At 64.6% G+C, this 19,266-nt stretch carries 19 protein-coding genes; 9 read left to right on the forward strand and 10 right to left on the reverse strand.

Annotation, left to right across the window (positions count from 1 at the left end; translation table 11 throughout):
- The first annotated feature begins 67 nt into the window (after positions 1-67).
- From urtA to urtE, 5 genes are all read left to right on the forward strand, one after another.
- Complete coding sequence (gene urtA / locus V473_RS04100) at positions 68-1,282, forward strand: urea ABC transporter substrate-binding protein (protein ID WP_066600905.1); 1,215 nt, start codon at positions 68-70, stop codon at positions 1,280-1,282.
- 123 nt (positions 1,283-1,405) lie between these two features.
- On the forward strand, positions 1,406-2,293 hold the full coding sequence (gene urtB, locus V473_RS04105) for an urea ABC transporter permease subunit UrtB (protein WP_066600906.1): 888 nt from the start codon (positions 1,406-1,408) through the stop codon (positions 2,291-2,293).
- Positions 2,286-3,314: an urea ABC transporter permease subunit UrtC gene (gene urtC, locus V473_RS04110; protein ID WP_148648323.1), complete on the forward strand. Its 1,029-nt coding sequence runs from the start codon at positions 2,286-2,288 to the stop codon at positions 3,312-3,314. The genes urtB and urtC overlap by 8 nt, the downstream gene beginning before the upstream one ends.
- Entirely contained in the window at positions 3,311-4,069 is a 759-nt protein-coding gene (urtD, locus tag V473_RS04115) for an urea ABC transporter ATP-binding protein UrtD (protein WP_066600909.1), read from the forward strand. The genes urtC and urtD overlap by 4 nt, the downstream gene beginning before the upstream one ends.
- Positions 4,066-4,782, forward strand: coding sequence for an urea ABC transporter ATP-binding subunit UrtE (gene urtE / locus V473_RS04120; protein WP_066600910.1), 717 nt, complete (start codon positions 4,066-4,068; stop codon positions 4,780-4,782). Before urtD ends, urtE begins: the two co-directional genes overlap by 4 nt.
- Here the strand turns inward: urtE and V473_RS04125 are convergent.
- The 8 genes from V473_RS04125 to V473_RS04160 form a co-directional block, all read right to left on the reverse strand.
- A complete protein-coding gene (locus tag V473_RS04125) occupies positions 4,779-5,198 on the reverse strand; it encodes a DUF2147 domain-containing protein (RefSeq protein WP_066600911.1) in 420 nt (139 codons plus the stop codon). The genes urtE and V473_RS04125 overlap by 4 nt on opposite strands.
- A 129-nt stretch (positions 5,199-5,327) precedes the next feature.
- Positions 5,328-6,317: a type II secretion system F family protein gene (locus V473_RS04130; RefSeq protein ID WP_066600913.1), complete on the reverse strand. Its 990-nt coding sequence runs from the start codon at positions 6,315-6,317 to the stop codon at positions 5,328-5,330.
- A 19-nt stretch (positions 6,318-6,336) separates the two neighbouring features.
- Positions 6,337-7,335 (reverse strand): type II secretion system F family protein, encoded by a 999-nt coding sequence (locus V473_RS04135; protein ID WP_066600915.1) that lies wholly within the window; start codon positions 7,333-7,335, stop codon positions 6,337-6,339.
- A 54-nt stretch (positions 7,336-7,389) separates the two neighbouring features.
- Positions 7,390-8,682 (reverse strand): pilus assembly protein CpaE, encoded by a 1,293-nt coding sequence (locus tag V473_RS04140; RefSeq protein ID WP_066600917.1) that lies wholly within the window; start codon positions 8,680-8,682, stop codon positions 7,390-7,392.
- 1 nt (position 8,683) lies between these two features.
- Entirely contained in the window at positions 8,684-9,331 is a 648-nt protein-coding gene (locus tag V473_RS04145) for a CpaD family pilus assembly protein (RefSeq protein WP_066600918.1), read from the reverse strand.
- A gap of 15 nt (positions 9,332-9,346) precedes the next feature.
- A complete protein-coding gene (locus V473_RS04150) occupies positions 9,347-10,873 on the reverse strand; it encodes a type II and III secretion system protein family protein (RefSeq protein WP_066600919.1) in 1,527 nt (508 codons plus the stop codon).
- A 1-nt stretch (position 10,874) separates the two neighbouring features.
- A complete protein-coding gene (gene cpaB, locus V473_RS04155) occupies positions 10,875-11,888 on the reverse strand; it encodes a Flp pilus assembly protein CpaB (protein WP_066600920.1) in 1,014 nt (337 codons plus the stop codon).
- Between the two features lie 51 nt (positions 11,889-11,939).
- Positions 11,940-12,413 (reverse strand): A24 family peptidase, encoded by a 474-nt coding sequence (locus V473_RS04160; RefSeq protein ID WP_066600921.1) that lies wholly within the window; start codon positions 12,411-12,413, stop codon positions 11,940-11,942.
- 42 nt (positions 12,414-12,455) lie between these two features.
- Here V473_RS04160 and V473_RS04165 point away from each other — a divergent pair, with 42 nt between their 5' ends.
- Together V473_RS04165 and V473_RS04170 are read left to right on the forward strand one after the other, a co-directional pair.
- Entirely contained in the window at positions 12,456-13,418 is a 963-nt protein-coding gene (locus V473_RS04165) for an alpha/beta fold hydrolase (protein ID WP_242495913.1), read from the forward strand.
- Positions 13,415-14,512 (forward strand): NAD(P)/FAD-dependent oxidoreductase, encoded by a 1,098-nt coding sequence (locus tag V473_RS04170; RefSeq protein WP_066600922.1) that lies wholly within the window; start codon positions 13,415-13,417, stop codon positions 14,510-14,512. The genes V473_RS04165 and V473_RS04170 overlap by 4 nt, the downstream gene beginning before the upstream one ends.
- 5 nt (positions 14,513-14,517) lie before the next feature.
- Here V473_RS04170 and V473_RS04175 read toward each other — a convergent pair whose 3' ends face one another.
- Positions 14,518-15,837: a lipopolysaccharide biosynthesis protein gene (locus V473_RS04175; RefSeq protein ID WP_066604998.1), complete on the reverse strand. Its 1,320-nt coding sequence runs from the start codon at positions 15,835-15,837 to the stop codon at positions 14,518-14,520.
- Between the two features lie 113 nt (positions 15,838-15,950).
- Between V473_RS04175 and V473_RS04180 the strand changes: the two genes are divergently transcribed.
- The gene (locus V473_RS04180; RefSeq protein ID WP_066600924.1) at positions 15,951-16,721 is read left to right on the forward strand and encodes a phosphocholine cytidylyltransferase family protein; all 771 of its coding nucleotides are present in this window, start codon (positions 15,951-15,953) and stop codon (positions 16,719-16,721) included.
- A gap of 199 nt (positions 16,722-16,920) precedes the next feature.
- On the opposite strand, the gene V473_RS04185 is transcribed toward V473_RS04180, so the two are convergent.
- Positions 16,921-18,948 (reverse strand): transglycosylase domain-containing protein, encoded by a 2,028-nt coding sequence (locus V473_RS04185; protein ID WP_408021485.1) that lies wholly within the window; start codon positions 18,946-18,948, stop codon positions 16,921-16,923.
- A gap of 120 nt (positions 18,949-19,068) precedes the next feature.
- Here V473_RS04185 and V473_RS04190 point away from each other — a divergent pair, with 120 nt between their 5' ends.
- Positions 19,069-19,266 (forward strand): hypothetical protein, encoded by a 198-nt coding sequence (locus tag V473_RS04190; RefSeq protein ID WP_066600926.1) that lies wholly within the window; start codon positions 19,069-19,071, stop codon positions 19,264-19,266.

Genomic DNA, 19,266 nt, shown 5'->3' on the forward strand with positions numbered 1-19,266 from the left:
CATAGCCTTTAAGCACGAGATTGCTGCAGCGCCGCATTCGGTCCTGCCCCAAGGAGACCTTCACATCATGATCCGTTCCAGGCTGCTTTTGCTTGCCACTTCCGCCTGCGCCCTGGCGCTCACCGCATGTTCGGGCGGCAACGGCAACGCCAGCGCGCCTGCGGGCGATACTGTCTCGGTCGGTGTTCTCCAGTCCCTGACCGGCACCATGGCGATCAGCGAGATCACGGTGAAAAATGCCGAGATGCTGGCGATCGAGGAGATCAACGCGGCCGGCGGCGTGATGGGCAAGCAGATCAACGCCCTGGTCGAGGACGGCGCGTCCGATCCTTCCACCTTCGCGCAGAAGGCGTCGAAGCTGATCGAGAGCGACGGCGTTTCGACCGTTTTCGGCGGCTGGACGTCGGCCAGCCGCAAGGCGATGCTGCCGGTGTTTGAACGCACCAAGAACCTGCTCTGGTATCCGGTGCAGTTTGAGGGCAATGAATGTTCGCCCAACATCATGTATTCGGGCGCGCAGCCCAACCAGCAGGCGCTGCCCGCGCTGGAATGGGCGATGGCGCAGGGGCATAAGAGCTTCTTCCTGGTCGGCTCCGACTATGTCTATCCCCGCACCGCCAACCTGATCCTGAAAAAACATATCGAAAAGCAGGGCATGAAGGTGCTGGGCGAAGCCTATGTGCCGCTGGGCGGCACCGATTTCTCCGGTGTCATCGCCAAGATCGCGCAAGCCAAGCCTGCCATGATCATCAACACGTTGAACGGCGACAGCAATGTCGCCTTCTTCAAGCAGTTGCAGGCCGCGGGCATCAACACCAAGACGATGCCGGTCATGTCCTTCTCGATCGGCGAGCAGGAAGCGCAGGCGATGGGCGCCGGCCTGGTTGAGGGCAGCTATGCCGCCTGGAATTATTTCCAGAGCCTGCCCGGCGACGCCAACGCCAGGTTTATCGCCGCCTATAAGGCGAAGTTCGGCAAGGATGCGGCGATCACCGACCCGATGGTCCATGGCTATCTCGATGTCTATGCATGGAAGGCGGCGGTGGAGAAGGCCAAAAGCTTCGACCCGCAAGCGGTGCGCAAGGCCGCGGCGTCGCTGGGCGGCTTCGACACGCCGATGGGCAAGGTCAGCTTCGCGGCCAACCAGAGCCTGGTGCAGAAGGCCTATATCGGCAAGCTGAAGGGCGACGGGCAGTTCGAGATCATCGCCGACAGCGGCAAGGACATCGCGCCGGAGCCTTATGACGTGCTCGCCTTCCCCGGCAAGACCTGCAAGCTGTAACAATGTCCCACAACCCCGTTCGGGCTGAGCCTGTCGAAGCCCTTCATCGAATGGAGCGAGATACCTTCGCTTCGCTCAGGCAAGTCCTTCGACTTCGTTCAGGACGAACGGATTTTTAAGCGCATGGATGCCCTTTTCCTCAACCAGCTGTTCAACGGCGCCTCGCTGGCTTCGCTGTATCTGCTCGCAGCGCTCGGCCTTGCACTCTCCTTCGGGCTGATGCGCGTCATCAACATGGCGCATGGCGAAATGCTGATGCTGGGCGGCTATCTCGCCTGGATGACGCTGCTCGTGGTGCCGGGCGCGCTTGGGATCATCCTGGCCATTCCGGTCGCTTTCGTCGGCGCGGCGGCGATGGGCGGCTTCATTCAATCCACCCTGATCCGTCGGCTGTCGGCGCGGCCGCTCGATACTTTGCTCGCGACCTGGGGCGTCAGCCTGATCCTGCAACAGGGCGCGCGCGACCTGTTCGGCGCGGTCGGGGTGGAGGTGCGCGCACCCGAATGGCTGACCGGCAGCTTCGTGGCATTCGGCGTCACATTGCCATCGGCGCGCCTGTTCATCATCCTGATTGCGGCGCTTGTGCTGGGTGGCCTGGCGCTGTTGCTGCTCAAGACCCGGATCGGGCTGCTGGTCCGCGCCGTCAATCAGGACCGGATGATGGCCTCCGCGTCCGGCATTGATGTGAAGCGGGTGGACTTCGCTATCTTCTGCTTGGGGTCGGGCGTCGCGGGCCTGGCGGGCGTGATGCTGGCGCTGCTCGGTCCGGTCACGCCCAATGTCGGGCAAAGCTATATCATCCCGGCCTTCCTCGTCGTCGTGATGGGCGGCCTGGGCAGCATAGTCGGCACGACCGCCTCGGCCATCATCCTTGGCCTATTCGCTGCGCTCGCCCAGATTTTCGTCGATGTCAGCGTCGCGCAGATGCTGCTGCTCGTCTTCGTCATCCTCTTCATCCAGGTCCGCCCGCAAGGGGTGATCGCCGTAAAGACCCGCCAACTCGATGCCTGACCTGTCCCGCCTTGATCCGCTGAAGCCTGTCCTGCCCTGGCTGCTGCTGGCGCTCGGCCTCGTCGCGCCCTTCGCGCTGTCGGCTTATGACCTCAACCTGCTCGCCCGCTTCATGGCGATGGGCATTCTTGCGCTCGGCCTTGTCCTCATCTGGGGCCATGGCGGCATTTTGAGCCTGGGGCAGGGGGTCTTTTTCGGCCTGGGCGGTTACGCCATCGCCCTGCATATGAAGCTGGCGGACCTGCCTTCGGGCGAAATCCCCGACTTCATGGTGTGGAGCGGCCGGGACAGTCTGCCCTTCTGGTGGATACCCTTTTCCAGCCCCGCCTTCACCATCGCCGCGATCCTGATCGTGCCGACCTTGGTAGGCGCGCTCTTCTCCTGGGCGGTGTTCCACCGGCGCGTCGGCGGCACTTATTTCGCGCTCATTACCCAGGCGCTGGCGCTGGCCTTCTCCACCCTCATCATCAGTCGGCAGGATGTGACCGGCGGCTTCAACGGCCTCACAGACTTCTATTCCGTCTTCGGCTTCGGCCTCGCCAGCCCCGGAACCGGATCGGGCCTCTATTGGGTGACGCTGGCGGTCCTGTGCGTCGCCTTCATCGCTCTACGCTGGCTGCTGGCCTCGCGCTTTGGCATATTGCTGCGCGCTGCGCGCGATGGCGAGAATCGCGTGCGCTTCCTCGGCTACAGCCCCACGCCCTTCAAGGTCGTCGCCTTCGCCATCGCCGCGATGCTGGCCGGGATCGGCGGCGCGCTCTTCACTCTCCACGCGGGCGTCGTGTCGCCTGCCTTGATCGGCGTGGTCCCCTCGATCGAGATGGTTGTGTGGGTCGCGATCGGTGGCCGCTACAGCCTGGCGGGGGCGATCGTGGGCGCGCTGCTCGTCAATCTGGCGCGCGATGCCGTGTCGAGCGCCTTCCCTGAATTGTGGCTCTATCTGATGGGTGTGCTCTTCATCTTCGTCGTCACCCTGTTGCCACGCGGCCTTGCCGGGCTGGTCCAGGGGAAAGCGGCATGAGCGGTTCGGCGGTTTCCGACCAGGTGCTCAGCGTCGATGGCGTCACCATCGACTATAGCGGCTTCAAGGCGCTCGATAATTTCAGCATGACGCTCAATCGCGGCGAAACCCGCGTGGTGATCGGTCCCAATGGCGCGGGTAAATCGACGCTGTGCGATACGATCATCGGCCGCGTCCGCCCCAGCACGGGTCGCGTCCTGTTCAAAGGAGAGGAAATCCAACGCCTGCCTGAACAACAGATCGTCGCGCGCGGCATCTGCCGCAAATTCCAGGCGCCCGGCGTGCTGCCGACGCTCAGCGTGCGCGACAATCTGGGGCTCGCCGCCCGCAAAGATCGGCGCTGGTGGAAGAGTTTTGGCGCAGGCATCCCGGCGGACGAAAAGCGGGCGGTGGAAGAAGCGCTGGAAAGCGTCGGCCTGACCCATCGCGCCGGGGTGGAGGCCGGCACGCTCGCCCATGGCGAGAAGCAATGGCTGGAGATTGCGATGGTCATGGCGACCGGCGCGGAACTGTTGCTGCTGGATGAGCCGACCGCGGGCATGGGCCCGGCCGAAACCAGCCGCACCGCGCAGTTGATCCTGGGGCTGGGCGACAGCCGCACCGTTCTGGTGATCGATCATGACATGAGCTTTGTCGAACAACTCGCCGCGCCCGTCACCGTCATGCACCAGGGCAAGTTCTTGAAACAGGGTAGCATTGCCGAAGTCCGCGCCGACGCAGAAGTCGCCGCCGTCTATCTGGGCCACACCGCATGAGCGCGCCGCTGATCGAAATCGCCGCCCTGTCCAGCGCCTATGGACAGAGCCAGGTTTTGTGGGACGTCGATCTGACCTTGGAGCGGGGACAGGTGATGGCGTTGATCGGCCGCAACGGCGTCGGCAAGACGACGCTGCTGCACGCGATCATGGGCACGCACCCCACGGTTGGCGGCACGATCCGTTTCGACGGGCAGGAGATTGCGAAGCTGCCCGCCCACAAGCGCTCGCGCGCCGGCATCGGCTTCGTGCCGCAGGGGCGGCATGTCTTCCCGCAGCTGACCGTCATGGAAAATCTGGAGACGGGCCGGTCCGCGCTCGCTGGGAGGGGCAAAGGCGCGGCAAAAGTGCCCCAGCATATCTTCGACTTGTTTCCCAAGCTGTACGATATCCGCGGCCGCGCCGCCGGCTTCCTGTCCGGCGGCGAGCAGCAGCAGCTCGCCATCGGTCGTGCGCTGGCCGGGGAGCCCAGCCTGCTGCTGCTGGACGAACCGACGGAGGGCATACAGCCCAATGTCGTGCAGCAGATCGAGGCGGCGCTCGTCCATGTCCGCGACGAACTGGGCATGACCGTGCTGGTGGTCGAACAATATCTCGACTTCGTCTGGCGCTTCGCCGACCGCTACTGCGCTATGCAGAACGGCCGGATCGTCCGCCAGGGAAGCATCGCCGAAGAGAGCGCGAAGGATGTCGCGCATCTGGTCCAGATTTAGCGGACCGGTGTCCAGGTCTGGGTCTTGCAGAAGAAGGCGATGCAGCCCTGCACCTTGAGCGTGCCGTTGCCGTTACGGGTGAGCTTGGACGTATAGCTTTTACCGCTTTCGGGATCGTAGATCGTACCCTTCCAATGATCGCCGGCATCCTCGAACCCCGACAATAGCGCCAAGCCGACGAGCGGCTTCGATCGTAGCGCGGGATCAGGATTCTTGATGTCAGTGTGCGGCCGACCCGGTGTGGGCTTGACGATTTTTTCGATCCTGCCGCACACATCCCCGCCGCATGGCGCAATCTGGACGATCGCCTTGCCATCCACGGTTGCCCATCGGCCGGTAACCGGCTGGGCCGCCTGCGCGGGCATAGCGGCAAAGGCGGCGGTCAGGGTTGCGGTGGCGAAAATGGCCAGTTTCATGCGATCCACTCCTTGTGTTTGATGCAAGGATAAGCATGAAAAAGCCTGGCCGCCACCGCCTTTTTGAGGCGTGGCGGGCAGGCTTTTCGGGCGACGCTACGGCAGCGTCTGTCCCGCTCTCCAAAGTTTTTAGAATGCGGTGCTGATCGAACAGGCCGCCGGACCCAGGATGACGACGAACAGGGTCGGCAGGATGAAAAGGATCAGCGGCACCGTCATGATCGCGGGCAGGCGCGCGGCCTTTTCTTCGGCGCGCATCATACGTTCATGGCGGAATTCGGCTGACAGCACGCGCAGCGCGGAGGCGAGCGGGGTGCCGTATTTCTCGGTCTGGATCATGGTCGTGACCACGCCCTTGATCGCGTCGAGCTTCACGCGGGTCGCCAGATTTTCGAATGCCATGCGTCGTTCGGTCAGGAAGCTCAGCTCGATCGCCGTCAGCTGAAACTCGTCGCCCAGTTCGGGATAGGCCTTGCCCAGTTCGCGCGACACGCGATTGAAGGCGGCATCGACGGTCAGGCCCGCTTCGGCGCAGATGACCAGCAGGTCAAGCGCGTCGGGCAGCCCTTTGCGGATGGCGGCCGAGCGCTTTTGAACCTTGTTGTTGATATAGAGATCGGGCGCCTTGTAGGCGAGCAGCAGCGCTGCTGCGAAGGCGAAGAAGCGCTTCATCGGACCCCATTCGGGTTCGATGCCGACGCCATAGAGCATGATCGCGGTAAAGCCGCCGATCACGATCGGCAGGATCATCCGGCCGAAGATGACCGCGACGGCCCAGTCCTTGGATCGGATCCCGGCCTGCGCCAGGCGGATCTGCGCGTCTTTCAGTTGGTCGTCCTGGAGAACCTTCAGGCTCGACAGAAAGGACCGCATATTATCGGTCGTCTGATTCTTGCGGACCAGTTTTGCGCGGCGCTTGGCCGTCGATGCGGTGATGCCCGCTTTCAGCTGTTCGCGCCGATCGTTGAGCGCCTTGACGCGCTTGGCCATGGGGTCGCGCACGGTCATGACCGCATAGAGCGCGAACAACACGGCCAGGGTGGCCAGCGCGGCCAGCAGCGTGCCGAAATCGGTTGCCGTCAGGCCAAAGAGCGTGCCGGCTGGGGCAGGGGCGTCCATATTTCTTATCCCTTCCCGATCAGATTTCGAAGTTGACCATCTGCGCCATGATAAAGGCGCCGATGCCCATCCAACACATGCCGCCAATGCCGATCACCTGCATCGTTCCTAGCCCGAAAATGCCCGCCGGATCGGGGGTGAAGAAGGGACTCATATAGTTGAAGTTGATGTAGCAAATCATGCCGAACACGAGGAAAGGCAGTACGCCGATGATATAGGCGGACGCCTTCGATTCCGACGACATGGCCCGGATCTTCAGCTTCATCTGCGCACGCTGGCGCAGCACTGTGGCCAGGTTGGAAAGTGTTTCGGCCAGGTTGCCGCCCGTTTCCCGCTGGATCGCCAGGGTGATGACGAAGAACTGGAATTCGGGCGTGCCCAGACGGTCAGCGGTTTCCTGGAGCGCCTGCTCCATGGTCCGGCCGATCTTGATGCGTTCGGTAATCAGCTTGAATTCCTCGCCAACCGGTCCGGGAATTTCGCTTGACACGATGCCCAGTGTTTCGGCGATCGGCAGACCCGACCGCAAGCCGCGGGTCAGCAGTTCCAACGCATCGGGAAATTTGGCATTGAATTTCTGGACGCGCTTGTTGATCAGCCGCCCGACCCACCAGTGCGGCAGGCCAAGCCCGGCGGCGAGGCCGAACATGACGGCGAACAGGAAGGGGAAGCCGCGAATCATCAGCAACGCCGACAGCAGCAGGAATATGCCTGCGCTCGCCGTCATATATTGGCTGAGCGTCCATTTCTTGCCGGTCATCTTCAGACGCTTGGTCAGATTTTCCGGGTTCGGAATCAGCGACACCAGCATCTTGGCTTCGACGCCGGTCGCGCGATTGGAAATGACCTTGCGCATCCGCGCTTCCAGCAGCGCTTCGGCGGATTCGCTGTGACGGCCGCGGATCATCGCGACGCGGCGTTTGCGCGCCTTGTCCGGCGACGGACCGGCGAACGCGACCACGCCCAACCCCAGCAGGGTCGCGATCAGCACCGTTATCAGGATGAAATTACCGTCCATCTCGTCGCCTGTCTTTTAAGAAGCCGCGCCGCCGATGAGCGGCGGCGCACGCGATCAATTGTCCAGCGCAGCTTTTTCCTTGCGGCGCGACGGCATCATCGACCGGAAGTCGCCGATCTTGCCGAGCAGGGAGTCGCCCTTCTTGCGTGCGCCCTTCGGCGCCGCGGCCTCATCCTCGCGGTCGGCAGCGCCGAGCACCTCGTCCAGCAAGCTGGCGCAGGCCGCACCGACCTTGCTGCCCTTGGCGGTTTCGGCCAGCGTCTTGCCCAGCTTCGCCGCCTGCGATGCGATCCGCAGGTCGAACGGCACGATCACGTCCACCTTGCGTTCGATCGATTGCTCGAAATCCTTGCGGCTGATCTCAGGCGCGCCGGGATGGACCCGGTTGGCGACTACCAGCACGCGCGTCTGCGGCGCGTTGGTCTTCAGCCAGGACAGAATGCGAATGGTGTCGCGCGCCGCCGCCAGCGTCAGTTCCGTCACGACCAGCGTCACGTTGACGTCGGCCATCAGGTGCGGATGCTGGATCAGCATGTTACGCGGCAGGTCCATGACGCTGCATTCGAAGGCGAGGCGGAATTCCTCCAGCAACTGGTAGAAGGCGCCGCCATCGGTCATCATCGGCTGGCTGATCGGCGCTTCGGCCGACAGGATCGCCAGCGTGTCGCTCGCCCGCACCATGGCGCGTTCGATGAACAGGCCGTCGATGCGGCTTGGGTTTTCGATCGCGTCGGTCAGGCCGCGGCCCGGCTCCAGGTCCATGGCCAGCGCATTGGTGCCGAAATGAACGTCGAGGTCGAGCAGCGCGGTCGGGCGCTTCTTCTTTTCCGCCAGCATCCAGGCGAGCGAGGTTGCGATGCTGGACGCGCCCACGCCGCCGCGGGTGCCGATCACGGCCATGGTGGCGTGCGGGCGTTCCGGCGCGGCGTCGCGCGGCGCCATGAACACGGCCTGCGCCTGCGCCAGCGCGTCGCGGAGCTGGTCTGCACCGAAGGGCTTGAGCAGATAGTCCTGAATGCCGCTGGCGACGAGGTCGCGATAGAGGCGCACGTCATTGACCTGCCCCGCCGCGATGACCACCGTGCCGGGCTCGCAGACTTCCGCGAGGCTGTTGATATCGTTCAGCGGATCGCCGCTTTCGGACATGTCGACGAACAGAATCTGTGGGCTGGCGGTGATTGACAGGCTCTGCACCGCGTTGCGCATTCCGCCCTTGTTCACCTTTTCCGGCGCCCAGCCCAGTTCGGCGGCGACGGCGCGCAGCATGTCGAAGCTATGATCGTCGCAGACGAAGGCATGGAAGGGGTCGCGTGGCCCGGTAGCGCCGGGTTTCCAGGGTGCGTTCATCTTATTGCCCTCCCGCCGTCATCTGCTTGAGGTCGCCAGCGCCGGTCGGCGCCTTGTCGCGATAGGTAGAAATGGCGCGGTTCGATGTCGCCGTGCGCAGGTCGCTGTCGCTGCTCTGGCCACGAACCAGATCTTCCGGATTGGCGACCATGACTGCGAAGTTGCTGTTGACGCCGCACCCGAAGTTGGAGCTGGTGCCGAGGTTCATGTCGGTTTCCTGCTTTGCATGCCAATCGGGGCAGCTGGGAACGCTGGCGGTCGCGCGACGGACGATCAGGCGCACGCTGCCTGCGGGCGCCTGGCCGGCTTCCGCTGAACTGTCGGTCGCCACCAGCAGGCCATAGCGGGCCACGACATTGTCGATATCTTCCCGCAGGGTGGCGCTGAAATAGCCGCCGTCCGTGATGATAGCGACATTGTCGCCATAGCCAAGGCCGATCGACGTGAACCAGTCGTTCAGCCGGATGGCTTCGTTTGGGGTCAGGCTGCCATTAGAGCCTGCCAGCACGTCGAACGTGTAGGCGCTATGTCCCACCACGGGCTGGTGGACGGAATCCACGCTGCGATTGGAACGGGGCAGCGCATGGGCCGTCATAGGCAGCGCAAGGATCGCGATGGTTGCGAACGCCTTGATGGGAAGAGAGGTCATGTCTTATGCCTTCCGTCAGAAGCTGAAACCGGGAGCGACGGCCCCTGGCTTTGCCTTGTTGTCGCTGCGCACGGTCGCTGCGGCTTGCGGGCCGACGGGCGTCGGAGCGCCGGGTGCGCGGGTTGGACCCTGACCGCGTGCGCCGCTGACGCCATCATTGCCCTGTTGCAACAGCAGGCCCTGCGCCTGGGTGGCGTTGCGGAAGCCGTCGGTCGGCAGGCGCACGTCCGACGCATTCATCGGTTTAGCCAGATAAGGCGTGACGATGATGACCAGTTCGGTTTCGGACCGCTGGAAAGAGCGCGACTTAAACAGGCTGCCCAGGATCGGGATGTCGCCCAGGCCCGGCACCTTGTTAATGGTGTTGCCGGTCTCATTGTTGAGCAGCCCCGCGATCATGAAGGCTTGGCCCGAACCCAGCTCCACGGTGGTTTCCGCCGTGCGGCTCTTGAGCGCGGGCACATTGGCGTTGATCGTGAAGTCCAGGCTGGACACCGTCGGGCGGACGCGCAGCGAAATGCGACCGTCAGCCAGCACCGTCGGCGTGAAGGCCAACTGCACGCCATATTGCTTGAATTCGATGCTGTTGCCCTGCGTCCCGTTGCTCACGGTGTAGGGATATTCGCCGCCGGCCAGGAAGCTGGCGGTTTCTCCCGACAAGGCGGTCAGGTTCGGCTGCGCCAATGTCGTGGACAAGCCACTTGATTCGGCCAGGTCCAGCGCTGCGGCGACGTCGATACCCAGAAGCTTCGCAACGCCGCCAATGCTGTAGCCGCCGTTGACGATGTTGTTGAACGTCCAGTAGCTGGGCGTGCCCGTCACCGTCGAGGTGCCGTCCGAATTGGCCGTGACCGTCGTTTCGCCGCGGGTATAATTCGCAAAGTTGCGCGTGCCGCCGCCGATATAACCGGCCGTGCCCGATCCGCGGTCCACCGATGCGATGTTCACGCCGATCTTATGACCCAGATCCTTGCTGACTTCGGCGATCTTGACCTGCAGCATCACCTGCAACGGCGTCGCCATGCGCAGGCGGCTGACCACGGTCACTTCCTTGCCAACGAAGGCCTGCGTCAGCCGCTCGGCCTCCGCTGCATCCTCCGGCGCCTGGATCGTGCCGGTCAGGAGAATCATACCGTTCATCTTGTTGACCGCGATGTTCGCGCCGGGCATCGCCAGGCGCAGCATGTCGTCGATGCTGGTCAGGTTGTTGCCGACGCGGACCGTTCCCGAAAACAGCACCTTGCCGTTGGGCGCGGTCGCGAAGACGGTGGTTTCTCCGGCTTTCTTCGCGATCAGATAAAGCTGGTTCTGCGAACGGACATGAACGTCGACCACATCGGGGTCGGCGATCACCACGTCCGACATTTTGGACGGCAGGTTGACGACCCGGCTGCCACCGACCGACATCAGGATCGCATTGTCCTGATTGCTGGACGGCGCGGCGTTGAGGGCCGTGGTGGGCGCTGCGATCGTAGCGATCGCAAGGCCAAAGGCGATCGCGGGAGCGGCAAGCCGCGGAGCGCGATTGTGCAGGCTCTTCATCTTACTTCCCCCCGACCGGAACTTCGGTCACGTTAGTGCCGCGGGCCACGCGGATCACCGGCCCCTTGAAGGCGACGGTGCCTATGGGCGCACCATTGGCGGCCACCATCGGCGACATCGGCGCTTCGGCCTTTGCCGGGACCGAGCTGCGCTGGTAGCGCGACACGTCGGCGCCGGTCGAATAGGTGGAGCCGCGATCGACGGGGCGCGAGGCGAGCTTCGCAATGATCGATTTTTCGGCATTGGGATTGGCGCCGTCGGGCAGCTCCACGTCGGTTCCCGCAATGGCGGCATCCAGATCCGACGCGGTGTCCGCGATCGACCGGAGCGACATCGACAGCGATCCGATGGTCTGCGAAACCGCGATCTTCTCGGCGATCTTGGGCGTCACTTCGATGGTGACGTTGGAATAGGTGCGCACTTCGGGTTTGCCGTCGGCGCCCATCGCATCCATGCGCTGGTCGGTGGCGAGCACGCGCAGGTTGCGCAGGATGGTTTCGGAAACGCGGAGCGGATCGCCATCGCCGCCACCATTGACGCTCTGCGTCAGGACAAGGTCGATGCGGTCGCCCGGAAAGACGAAGCCTGCGACCGAGCTTTGCGCCGACACGGGCACCGTCACGGCGCGCATGCCAGGGCCAAGCGCCGCAGCGAGGAAGCCGCGATCGCCGGGCTTGACGATGCCGCCCTGCGTCAGCGGTTGTCCGGCCGTGATGGCGGAGCGCACGACGCTGCCGGCCAGCTTGGCGGGATCTGCCTGACCCTTGAGATAATAGGCCTGTTCGATGAGATCTTTCGGCCAGGGCTGAAAACGGAAGCTTTCCGCATCCAAAATGGTGCCCACGGGGAGAGCCTTGGTCGCCACCAGCACATGGGGCTGGTCGGCTTCATTCGGCATCGCCGCAGCGTTCACCTGCGGCGCGCTCGACGAACTCAACATGCTGCGCGCAAGCAAGGCTGTAGTGACCGCTATGATAAGCGCCCCCACCAGCAGCACGATCTTCTTAGCATCCATGACGAAATTCGCCTCCCTCAAATGGGTGCACTGCCCCCAGTGCCCCACTCATCACGCAAAATGGTTAAGATATCGTTCGCCAAGCAACCACAGGGCTGCGATCGAGATGGCGACGCCATAAGGAATTTCAGGCTGTCCCAGCCTTTTGGTCATCCGGTGATGGATGACCGTGACGATCGTCACCAGGCCGCCCAGCATCGCCATCAGGACGATCAGGGACAGCACGGCCTGCCATGGGAACCATAGCGCCAAAGCGCCAAGCAGCTTGACGTCGCCGCCACCCATCATGCCGGCTGCGAACAGCGCGGCGAAAAGGGCGAAAACGATCGCGCCGACCACCAGTTGCACGGCGACGCCGGGCCAGAGGTCGAGGCCGCTGGCCAGCCACCACAGGGGCGCCAGCGCCGCGACCGTCAGGTTCAGGCGGTTGGAAATGATGCGGGACCGCAAATCCGTGATCGCCGCCGCGATCAGCAGCGCGCCCAAAGCGCCTATCAGCGCCAATCGGAAAATTTCCCCGTTCATGGGGCTTATCCCCTAGACCATATGGCTTACCAAAGCGTAACCATGGAACAGATGGATTCACCCGACTTCCCCGTTGCCGCATTCGACCGGCGGGCCTGGCCGATAGGCGGGCGGCTGGACTATTGGACCGCGCCCGATGGCTGGCCGATCCGTCGCTATCGGCTGGGTTCGGGCGCGCGCGGGCGGATGCTGGTGATGGGCGGCCGCGGCGACATGATCGAAAAATATCTGGAGGTCATCCATCACTGGGCGGCGCGCGGCTGGGCCGTGACCAGCTTCGACTGGCGCGGGCAGGGCGGATCGGGCCGACTGACCGACGATCCCCTATGCGGTCATATCGACGACTTTGCCAACTGGATCGTGGATCTGAACGCCTTGGCGGCCGACTGGCGCGCGGAAGGCGACGGGCCGACCGCGATGGTGGCGCACAGCATGGGCGGCCATATGCTGTTGCGCGCGCTGGCCGAAGGGATGCCGTCGCCCGACGCGGCGGCCGTGGTCGCGCCGATGCTGGGCGTCCATAGCGCGCCTTTGCCGCGCTGGCTGGCGGTGGCGATCGCCCGTTTCATGGTGGGGACGGGTCGGGGAGAATTGCCCGCCTGGACGCAGAAGGAGCAGTCGGAACGCCAGCGGCGAATGCGGCAGAAAAGACTGACGCATGATCCTGACCGCTATGCCGACGAAATCTGGTGGCGCGATCATAGCCGCGACATTGCGCTGGGTCCGCCGAGCTGGAACTGGGTGTTGCAGGCGCTGGACTCGACGCAGGCGCTGGCGCAAGGCGACGCCATCGCCCGCATCGCGACGCCGCTGTTGGTGCTGGCGACCAAGGCGGACCAGCTTGTGTCCACGCCCGCCATCGTCAAGGTCGCGAGCCGGATCGCGAGCGCCCGGCTGCATATTTATGGCCGGGAGGCGGCGCACGAGATATTGCGCGAGCTGGACCCGGTGCGCCTTGACGCGCTTCACCGGATCGACGCTTTTCTGGACGAGGCCGCGCGTTGAATAACCCGGATATCGTCATCATCGGCGGCGGCATGGCCGGGGCCAGCCTTGGCGCGCATCTGGCGGCCGACGCCCGCGTGCTGATTCTGGAGATGGAGGATCGGCCGGGTTATCACGCCACCGGCCGTTCGGTCGCCTTTTGGGAGGAGACTTATGGCGGGGCGGAGGTGCAGCCGCTGACCACGGCATCAGGGTCTTTCCTCGCCACGCCCGATGCCGATTTTCACGACGGCGGTTTCCTGTCGCCGCGGCGGACGCTCCATATCGGACGGGCAGGGGATGAAGCGCGGCGCGATGCGCTGCTCGCGCAATTTGCCGGCAAGGTCGATTTGCAGCTTGTCGATCCCGCGGCGCTGGTGCCGGGTTTGCGGCCGGATTGGACGCTGGGTGTGCTGGAGGCGAGTTGCCAGGATATCGACGTGGCGGCGCTCCATGCGGCCTATTTGCGCCGCTTCCGCCGATCGGGCGGCGAGATTCGGCTCGGCACGATGCTGGTTGCGGGTCGGGTCGACGGACATGGCTGGCGGATCGAGACGAGCGAGGGGACGATCCGGTGCCGCCTGCTGATCGATGCGGCGGGGGCATGGGCCGATGCGGTCGCGGTCGCCTGCGGCGTTGCCCCTATCGGCATCCAGCCTTTACGACGAACCGTGGCGCAACTGCGCGTGCCCACGATGCCCTCGGCCGATCTGCCGCTGGTCATGGACCTGTCCGAACGCTTCTACTTCAAGCCGGAAGGGCAGGGGCGGTTGTGGTTGACCCCGCATGACGAATCATGGTCGCCGCCCTGCGATGCCGCGCCGGAGGAACTTGCGGTGGCGGAGGCGATCGCCCGGTTCGAGGAAGCGGTCGATTGGCCGATCGCGGCGGTCGAACGGAAATGGGCGGGGCTGCGCAGCTTCGCGCCCGATCGCGCGCCTGTCTATGGCTTCGACCCCGACGTGCCGGGATTCTTCTGGTTCGCCGGGCAGGGCGGTTTCGGTATCCAGACCGCGCCTGCCGCGGCGTTGCTGGCGAGCGCGTTGATCCGGGGCGAAACGCCGCCCTTCGCCAGCCTTGATCCGGGCGCTTATTCGCCAGCCCGGTTTCGCTAACGCCTTCAACCGCGCATGGCGCGTCGGCTGGCCAGTCCCATCATCGCAAAACCGGCGAGCGCGGCGGCGACATTGGCCATTGCCGCGCCCCGCGTGCCGTAAAGCGGCAACAGCGCCGATTGCAGCCCCAGCAGCAGCAGGGTCGAAACGAAGGTGATGCGCAGCGACAGGCCGGCCCGGTCGGTCGCCATCAGCAACGGGCGATAGCTGACCCCCACCAGGTCGATGCAGGCCGCGATCCCCAGCAATAGCAGCAGCGGATAGGCGGGCACGAAATCCTTGCCCGCGATCAGCCCCAGCAGCGGATGGCCGATCGTCACGATCAGACCGATGATGACCGCGCCCGCCACCAGCGCCAGCCGGTTTGTGCGGCGGAACAGCGCGCCCAGCGCGTCCTTGCCATGCGTGTTGGTGCGGGACAGTTCGACGAAGATGCTGCGCGAGAGCAGGCTGGAAATCTTGGTCAGCGAATTGGCGAGCTGGTTGGCGAGGCGGTAGAGGCCCGCGCCCATCGGGCCGACGAAGCCGCCGACGATCAGCACCGCGACCTGCTGCCCGATGGAGGACAGGCTGGTCTGGAGATTGGTGGCGGTCAGGAAGCCGATGATGCCGGGATTTTCGCGGCGCGCGTCCAGCGCCCGGCCGGTGCGCCAATTACCGATCCGTCCGCGTCCGACCTTCAGCGCAAGATACCAGTAGCTTATGGCGCAGAGCAGTTCGGCAAAGGCCCAGGCGATCAGGAAGCCGCTGATGTCGGGCATGACCGCCAGCGCCACGCCTGCGCCGATCATCCGCCCGACGGGGATCATGGTTTCGGCGAAGGCGGCCGAATCGAACCGGTCGAACAGGCGCAATATGCCGGTCGGGCTGGATCGGATGGTGATCATCATCACCATGCAGAAGGCCCAGACCTGCCATCCCATGTCCGGCCCGCCCATCCTTGAATCCAGGCCCAGCAGATCGCCGAAGAGCAGGATGATGGCCGCGGCGATCAGGCCGCCGGCGACCGCCGAGGCAAGGTCGATCAGAATGCAGAAGCGCAGCACGCGGTTGAGGGCGTCGCCATTCCCGTCCGTCACATGCGGCTGGCCATAGCGCACGACGATCTGCCAGCTGTCGAAGCTCACCAGCGTCTTGATGACGTTGGCTGCGCTCAGCACAAGGGCGAAACGGCCGAAATCCGCGACGCCCAGCGTGCGGGTGACGATGGCGAGATAGGCGAGGCTCAACACCGCGCCCACGCCCTTGCCGCCCAGCAGCCAGCCGGTATTGGCCAGGATGCGGGCGAAACCGTCGCTTGTCTGCCCCGATCCGCGTTTGAACATCACCGACGACTGGTCCTTCATTTGCGCAGGAGCACGCCGCGCTTTAGGCGAGCGCAGGAACGAGTGCAAATGCCGCCTTTTTTTTGGCAAGATTGCCGACTAATGCCGCCCCCATGACGATCACCAAAGCCATCATCCTGTCCGCCGGCCAGGGTTCGCGCCTGCTTCCACTGACCCGCGACGTGCCCAAATGCATGATCGAGTTCAACGGTCGCACCCTCATCAGTTGGCAGATCGCCGCACTGGTCGCCAATGGCGTGACCGATATCGTCGTCGTCACCGGATTCCGTACCGAGCGGGTCGAGGATCATGCGCTGCAATTGTATCGCGAAACGGGCGCGCGCATCCGTTGCGTGTTCAATCCCTTCTTCCAGGTCGCCGATAATCTGGGCACCTGCTGGATCGTGCGGGAGGAGATGGACTGCGACTTCATCATCCTGAACGGCGACACCATCATATCGGACGAGATCGTCGCACGCCTGATCGCCGGGGCGCAGGACGCCATCACCGTCACCGTCGATATAAAGGCGGACGGTGATTATGACGATGACGACATGAAGGTGAACCGGGACGCAAGCGGCCGGTTGCATCATATCGGCAAGCGGCTGTTGCCGCCCGACACCAATGCCGAATCGATCGGTATGCTGGCCTTCACCGGCGAAGGCCCGGCGATTTTCCGCAACCAGATCGACCAGATGATGCGCACCCCCGAAGGCGTCGAACGCTGGTATCTGCGCGCCATCGACATCATCGCCAAGGGCAACCGCGTCGGCACCGCCTCGATCGAGGGGCTGGAGTGGCAGGAGGTCGATTTCCACCAAGATGTCGAGGCGGCCAAGGCGCTGACGGCGAAGTGGGTAGCGCAGGGGCGGTACGGGAAATAGGCGGCGTACCGGGGCGAAAGGCAGAAGTTCACTCCGTTGTCGGGTGAAATCGGCCAATAGTGGCGGTGACGTAGGCGCGGAGCGCCTGTTAAGCCGGCATGGGGCCACGACGCCTGCGCGACTCGCACGCGACGCTGATGCGCCAGCGACGCGCCACCTGCGCAATCTGCGTGCATCCGCATTGGGCAGCCATCGCCCCTTAAGGCCCGCTATCCTCGCCCTCATCCAACTGCGTCGGCACTATCCTCGGTGGTGGCGTGCCTGACGGGGCGATCGGCAAACGTATTGGCCCGCCGCCGATATCCACCGTCATCCCGCCTTCGTCCAGGCCGACGCCGACATTGCCGATCCCCGTTTCCACCGTCACATTGGCGATGGCGTTGACCAGGTCGGCGTCCTGCGTCTCCTCCGGCGCGTCCTCGACCGGCTCGTTGATCGCGCCGCTCATGAAATTGCGCCAGATGCGCGCAGGCACGCCGCCGCCAGCCGCGCCGCCGGGCAGGGGGGCGTTGTCGTCATTGCCGATCCATACCGCGGTCACGAGGCCCCCGGCATAGCCGACGAAGATGGCGTCGCGGCTGTCCTGCGTCGTACCCGTTTTCCCGAACGTGCTGGTGCGCAGCGCCGCCGCGCTGCCGGTGCCGCGATTGGCGGCGGAGGAGAGGAGGTCGCGGATCATGTCGAGCTGATCCTGGCTGAATTGCCGCTGGCGCTGCATCAGCTTTTCGAACCAGCCCTGTTCCTCGGGCGGCAGGCCATGGGCGAGCACCGGATAGGCGCCGGCAGCGACCGCCGCATAGGCCTCGGCCAGTTCGACCAGCGGGATTTCCGACGTGCCGAGCGCGAGGCTCAAATCTTCGGTCAGCGGCGCGGTGACGCCCAGGTCGCGGGCGACCTTGATGACATTGTCGATGCCGACCTTCTGCGTCAGCCGCACGGCCGCGACGTTGCTCGACGCGGCGAAAGCCTGGCGCAACGTGATGCGGCCGCGATACTTGCCGCTGTGATTGGCGGGGCGGTAGGCGCCGGTGGTGATCGGCGTGTCGTCGATCATGTCGTCGGGCGTCATCCCGGCGCGGAAGGCGGCGAGATAGACGAACAGCTTGAATGTCGATCCCGGTTGACGCTTGGCCTGCACCGCGCGGTTGAAGCTGCTCTTGGCGTAATTTTTGCCGCCGACCATGGCGACGACGCTGCCGTCGGGCTTCATCGCCACCAAAGCGGCCTGCGCGCCGCCAAGGGGCGCGCGGCGGATGGCGGCTTCGGCAAGGCGCTGGATGCGCCAGTCGAGCGTGGTCTCGATCTTCTGTTCGCCATAGACGGCCCCGGCGCGGTCGCGCGCGTCAGCAAGCACCCAGTCGGCGAAATAGGTGCCGGTGGTGGCGTCGGGCGTGTCATGGACGTTGAGCCGGGCGGGGGGCAGGGCGTTGCGCTCCGCTTTGGCGAGATAGCCCGCATCGACCATCGCCTGCGTCACCAGCGCGGCGCGCGCGCGCGCGCCTTTCAGGTTGCTGGTAGGGGCGAGGCGGGAGGGCGCCTTCAGCAGCCCCGCCAGCATCGCGGCCTGCGGGATGGTCAGCCGTTCGGGCGCGCGGTTGAAATAATGGAGCGCCGCGGCGCGCAGGCCGTACACATTGTCGCCGAAATAGACGTTGGAGAGATATCTCTCCATGATCTGGTCCTTGGTCAGCCACGCTTCCAGCCAGAGTGCGATCAGCGCCTCGCGCGCCTTGCGGCCGAAGGTGCGGTCGCTGGACAGGAAGACGCCCTTGGCGAGTTGCTGGGTGATGGTGCTGCCGCCCTGCGACGATCCGTCCGACCAGAGATTATGCCACATCGCGCGGGCGATGCCGCGCGGATCAACGCCCCAATGGGTCATGAAGCGGCGATCCTCGATCGCCATGAACGCCTGCGGCACATGGGCGGGGAGTTCGGCCATCGTCACCGGACGGTCGATCACCGCGCCGCGCCGGGCGATCAGGTGGCCGTCCGCCGACGTCAGGCTGATGCTGGGCGGGGCGATGGGCTTGAGCGAGCGGGAGAGCGGCGCCGTGACCGCGAGCCAGGCGACCAGAAGCATCAGCACGGCGAGGCCTGCGGCCATCACCCATCCGGTGATCTGGAGCCGGCGACGCCAGGGCGTGGGCAGCGCGAAGGCGCTGGGCGGACCCGCGCCGAACTCGCGCGGTGGTTGCGCGAAGGGATCGAGTGGGGCGGAATCGGGCATGTCTTGGGTCATACTGTGTTATTCATATCATACAGTCAAGCCTGTCCCGCACCGGGACAGCGCGAAATTAGCCGCGATCGGGACTGGTCCAAATGGTAAATTTCGCGTTAACCAATCATCATGCGAAACCGACCCCTCGTCCTCACCACCGAATCGGCCCGCCATCCCTTCCGCCAGCGGCTGCCCGCCCATGTGCTGCGCGTGGCGGACCATATGTCCGCGCGCAAAAAGCGCGTCAGCGACGACGACAGCGACTGGAAGCTTTTCGGCCTGAGCTTCGCGGCCTTCTTCACGGCCTTCTACAGCTTCATTTTCTGA

Source organism: Sphingobium cupriresistens LL01 (assembly GCF_001046645.1).
Classification (GTDB): domain Bacteria; phylum Pseudomonadota; class Alphaproteobacteria; order Sphingomonadales; family Sphingomonadaceae; genus Sphingobium; species Sphingobium cupriresistens.

Excerpts from the sequence above, each read along its gene's own strand:
- V473_RS04165 (WP_242495913.1), top strand. The coding sequence starts at position 12,456 with ATGGAACAGATGGATTCACCCGACTTCCCCGTTGCCGCATTCGACCGG.
- urtC (WP_148648323.1), top strand. The coding sequence starts at position 2,286 with ATGCCTGACCTGTCCCGCCTTGATCCGCTGAAGCCTGTCCTGCCCTGG.
- V473_RS04150 (WP_066600919.1), bottom strand. The coding sequence starts at position 10,873 with ATGAAGAGCCTGCACAATCGCGCTCCGCGGCTTGCCGCTCCCGCGATC.
- cpaB (WP_066600920.1), bottom strand. The coding sequence starts at position 11,888 with ATGGATGCTAAGAAGATCGTGCTGCTGGTGGGGGCGCTTATCATAGCG.
- V473_RS04140 (WP_066600917.1), bottom strand. The coding sequence starts at position 8,682 with ATGAACGCACCCTGGAAACCCGGCGCTACCGGGCCACGCGACCCCTTC.
- urtB (WP_066600906.1), top strand. The coding sequence starts at position 1,406 with ATGGATGCCCTTTTCCTCAACCAGCTGTTCAACGGCGCCTCGCTGGCT.
- urtE (WP_066600910.1), top strand. The coding sequence starts at position 4,066 with ATGAGCGCGCCGCTGATCGAAATCGCCGCCCTGTCCAGCGCCTATGGA.
- V473_RS04160 (WP_066600921.1), bottom strand. The coding sequence starts at position 12,413 with ATGAACGGGGAAATTTTCCGATTGGCGCTGATAGGCGCTTTGGGCGCG.
- V473_RS04125 (WP_066600911.1), bottom strand. The coding sequence starts at position 5,198 with ATGAAACTGGCCATTTTCGCCACCGCAACCCTGACCGCCGCCTTTGCC.
- V473_RS04190 (WP_066600926.1), top strand. The coding sequence starts at position 19,069 with ATGCGAAACCGACCCCTCGTCCTCACCACCGAATCGGCCCGCCATCCC.
- urtA (WP_066600905.1), top strand. The coding sequence starts at position 68 with ATGATCCGTTCCAGGCTGCTTTTGCTTGCCACTTCCGCCTGCGCCCTG.
- urtD (WP_066600909.1), top strand. The coding sequence starts at position 3,311 with ATGAGCGGTTCGGCGGTTTCCGACCAGGTGCTCAGCGTCGATGGCGTC.
- V473_RS04180 (WP_066600924.1), top strand. The coding sequence starts at position 15,951 with ATGACGATCACCAAAGCCATCATCCTGTCCGCCGGCCAGGGTTCGCGC.
- V473_RS04145 (WP_066600918.1), bottom strand. The coding sequence starts at position 9,331 with ATGACCTCTCTTCCCATCAAGGCGTTCGCAACCATCGCGATCCTTGCG.
- V473_RS04175 (WP_066604998.1), bottom strand. The coding sequence starts at position 15,837 with ATGTTCAAACGCGGATCGGGGCAGACAAGCGACGGTTTCGCCCGCATC.
- V473_RS04130 (WP_066600913.1), bottom strand. The coding sequence starts at position 6,317 with ATGGACGCCCCTGCCCCAGCCGGCACGCTCTTTGGCCTGACGGCAACC.
- V473_RS04135 (WP_066600915.1), bottom strand. The coding sequence starts at position 7,335 with ATGGACGGTAATTTCATCCTGATAACGGTGCTGATCGCGACCCTGCTG.
- V473_RS04185 (WP_408021485.1), bottom strand. The coding sequence starts at position 18,948 with ATGCCCGATTCCGCCCCACTCGATCCCTTCGCGCAACCACCGCGCGAG.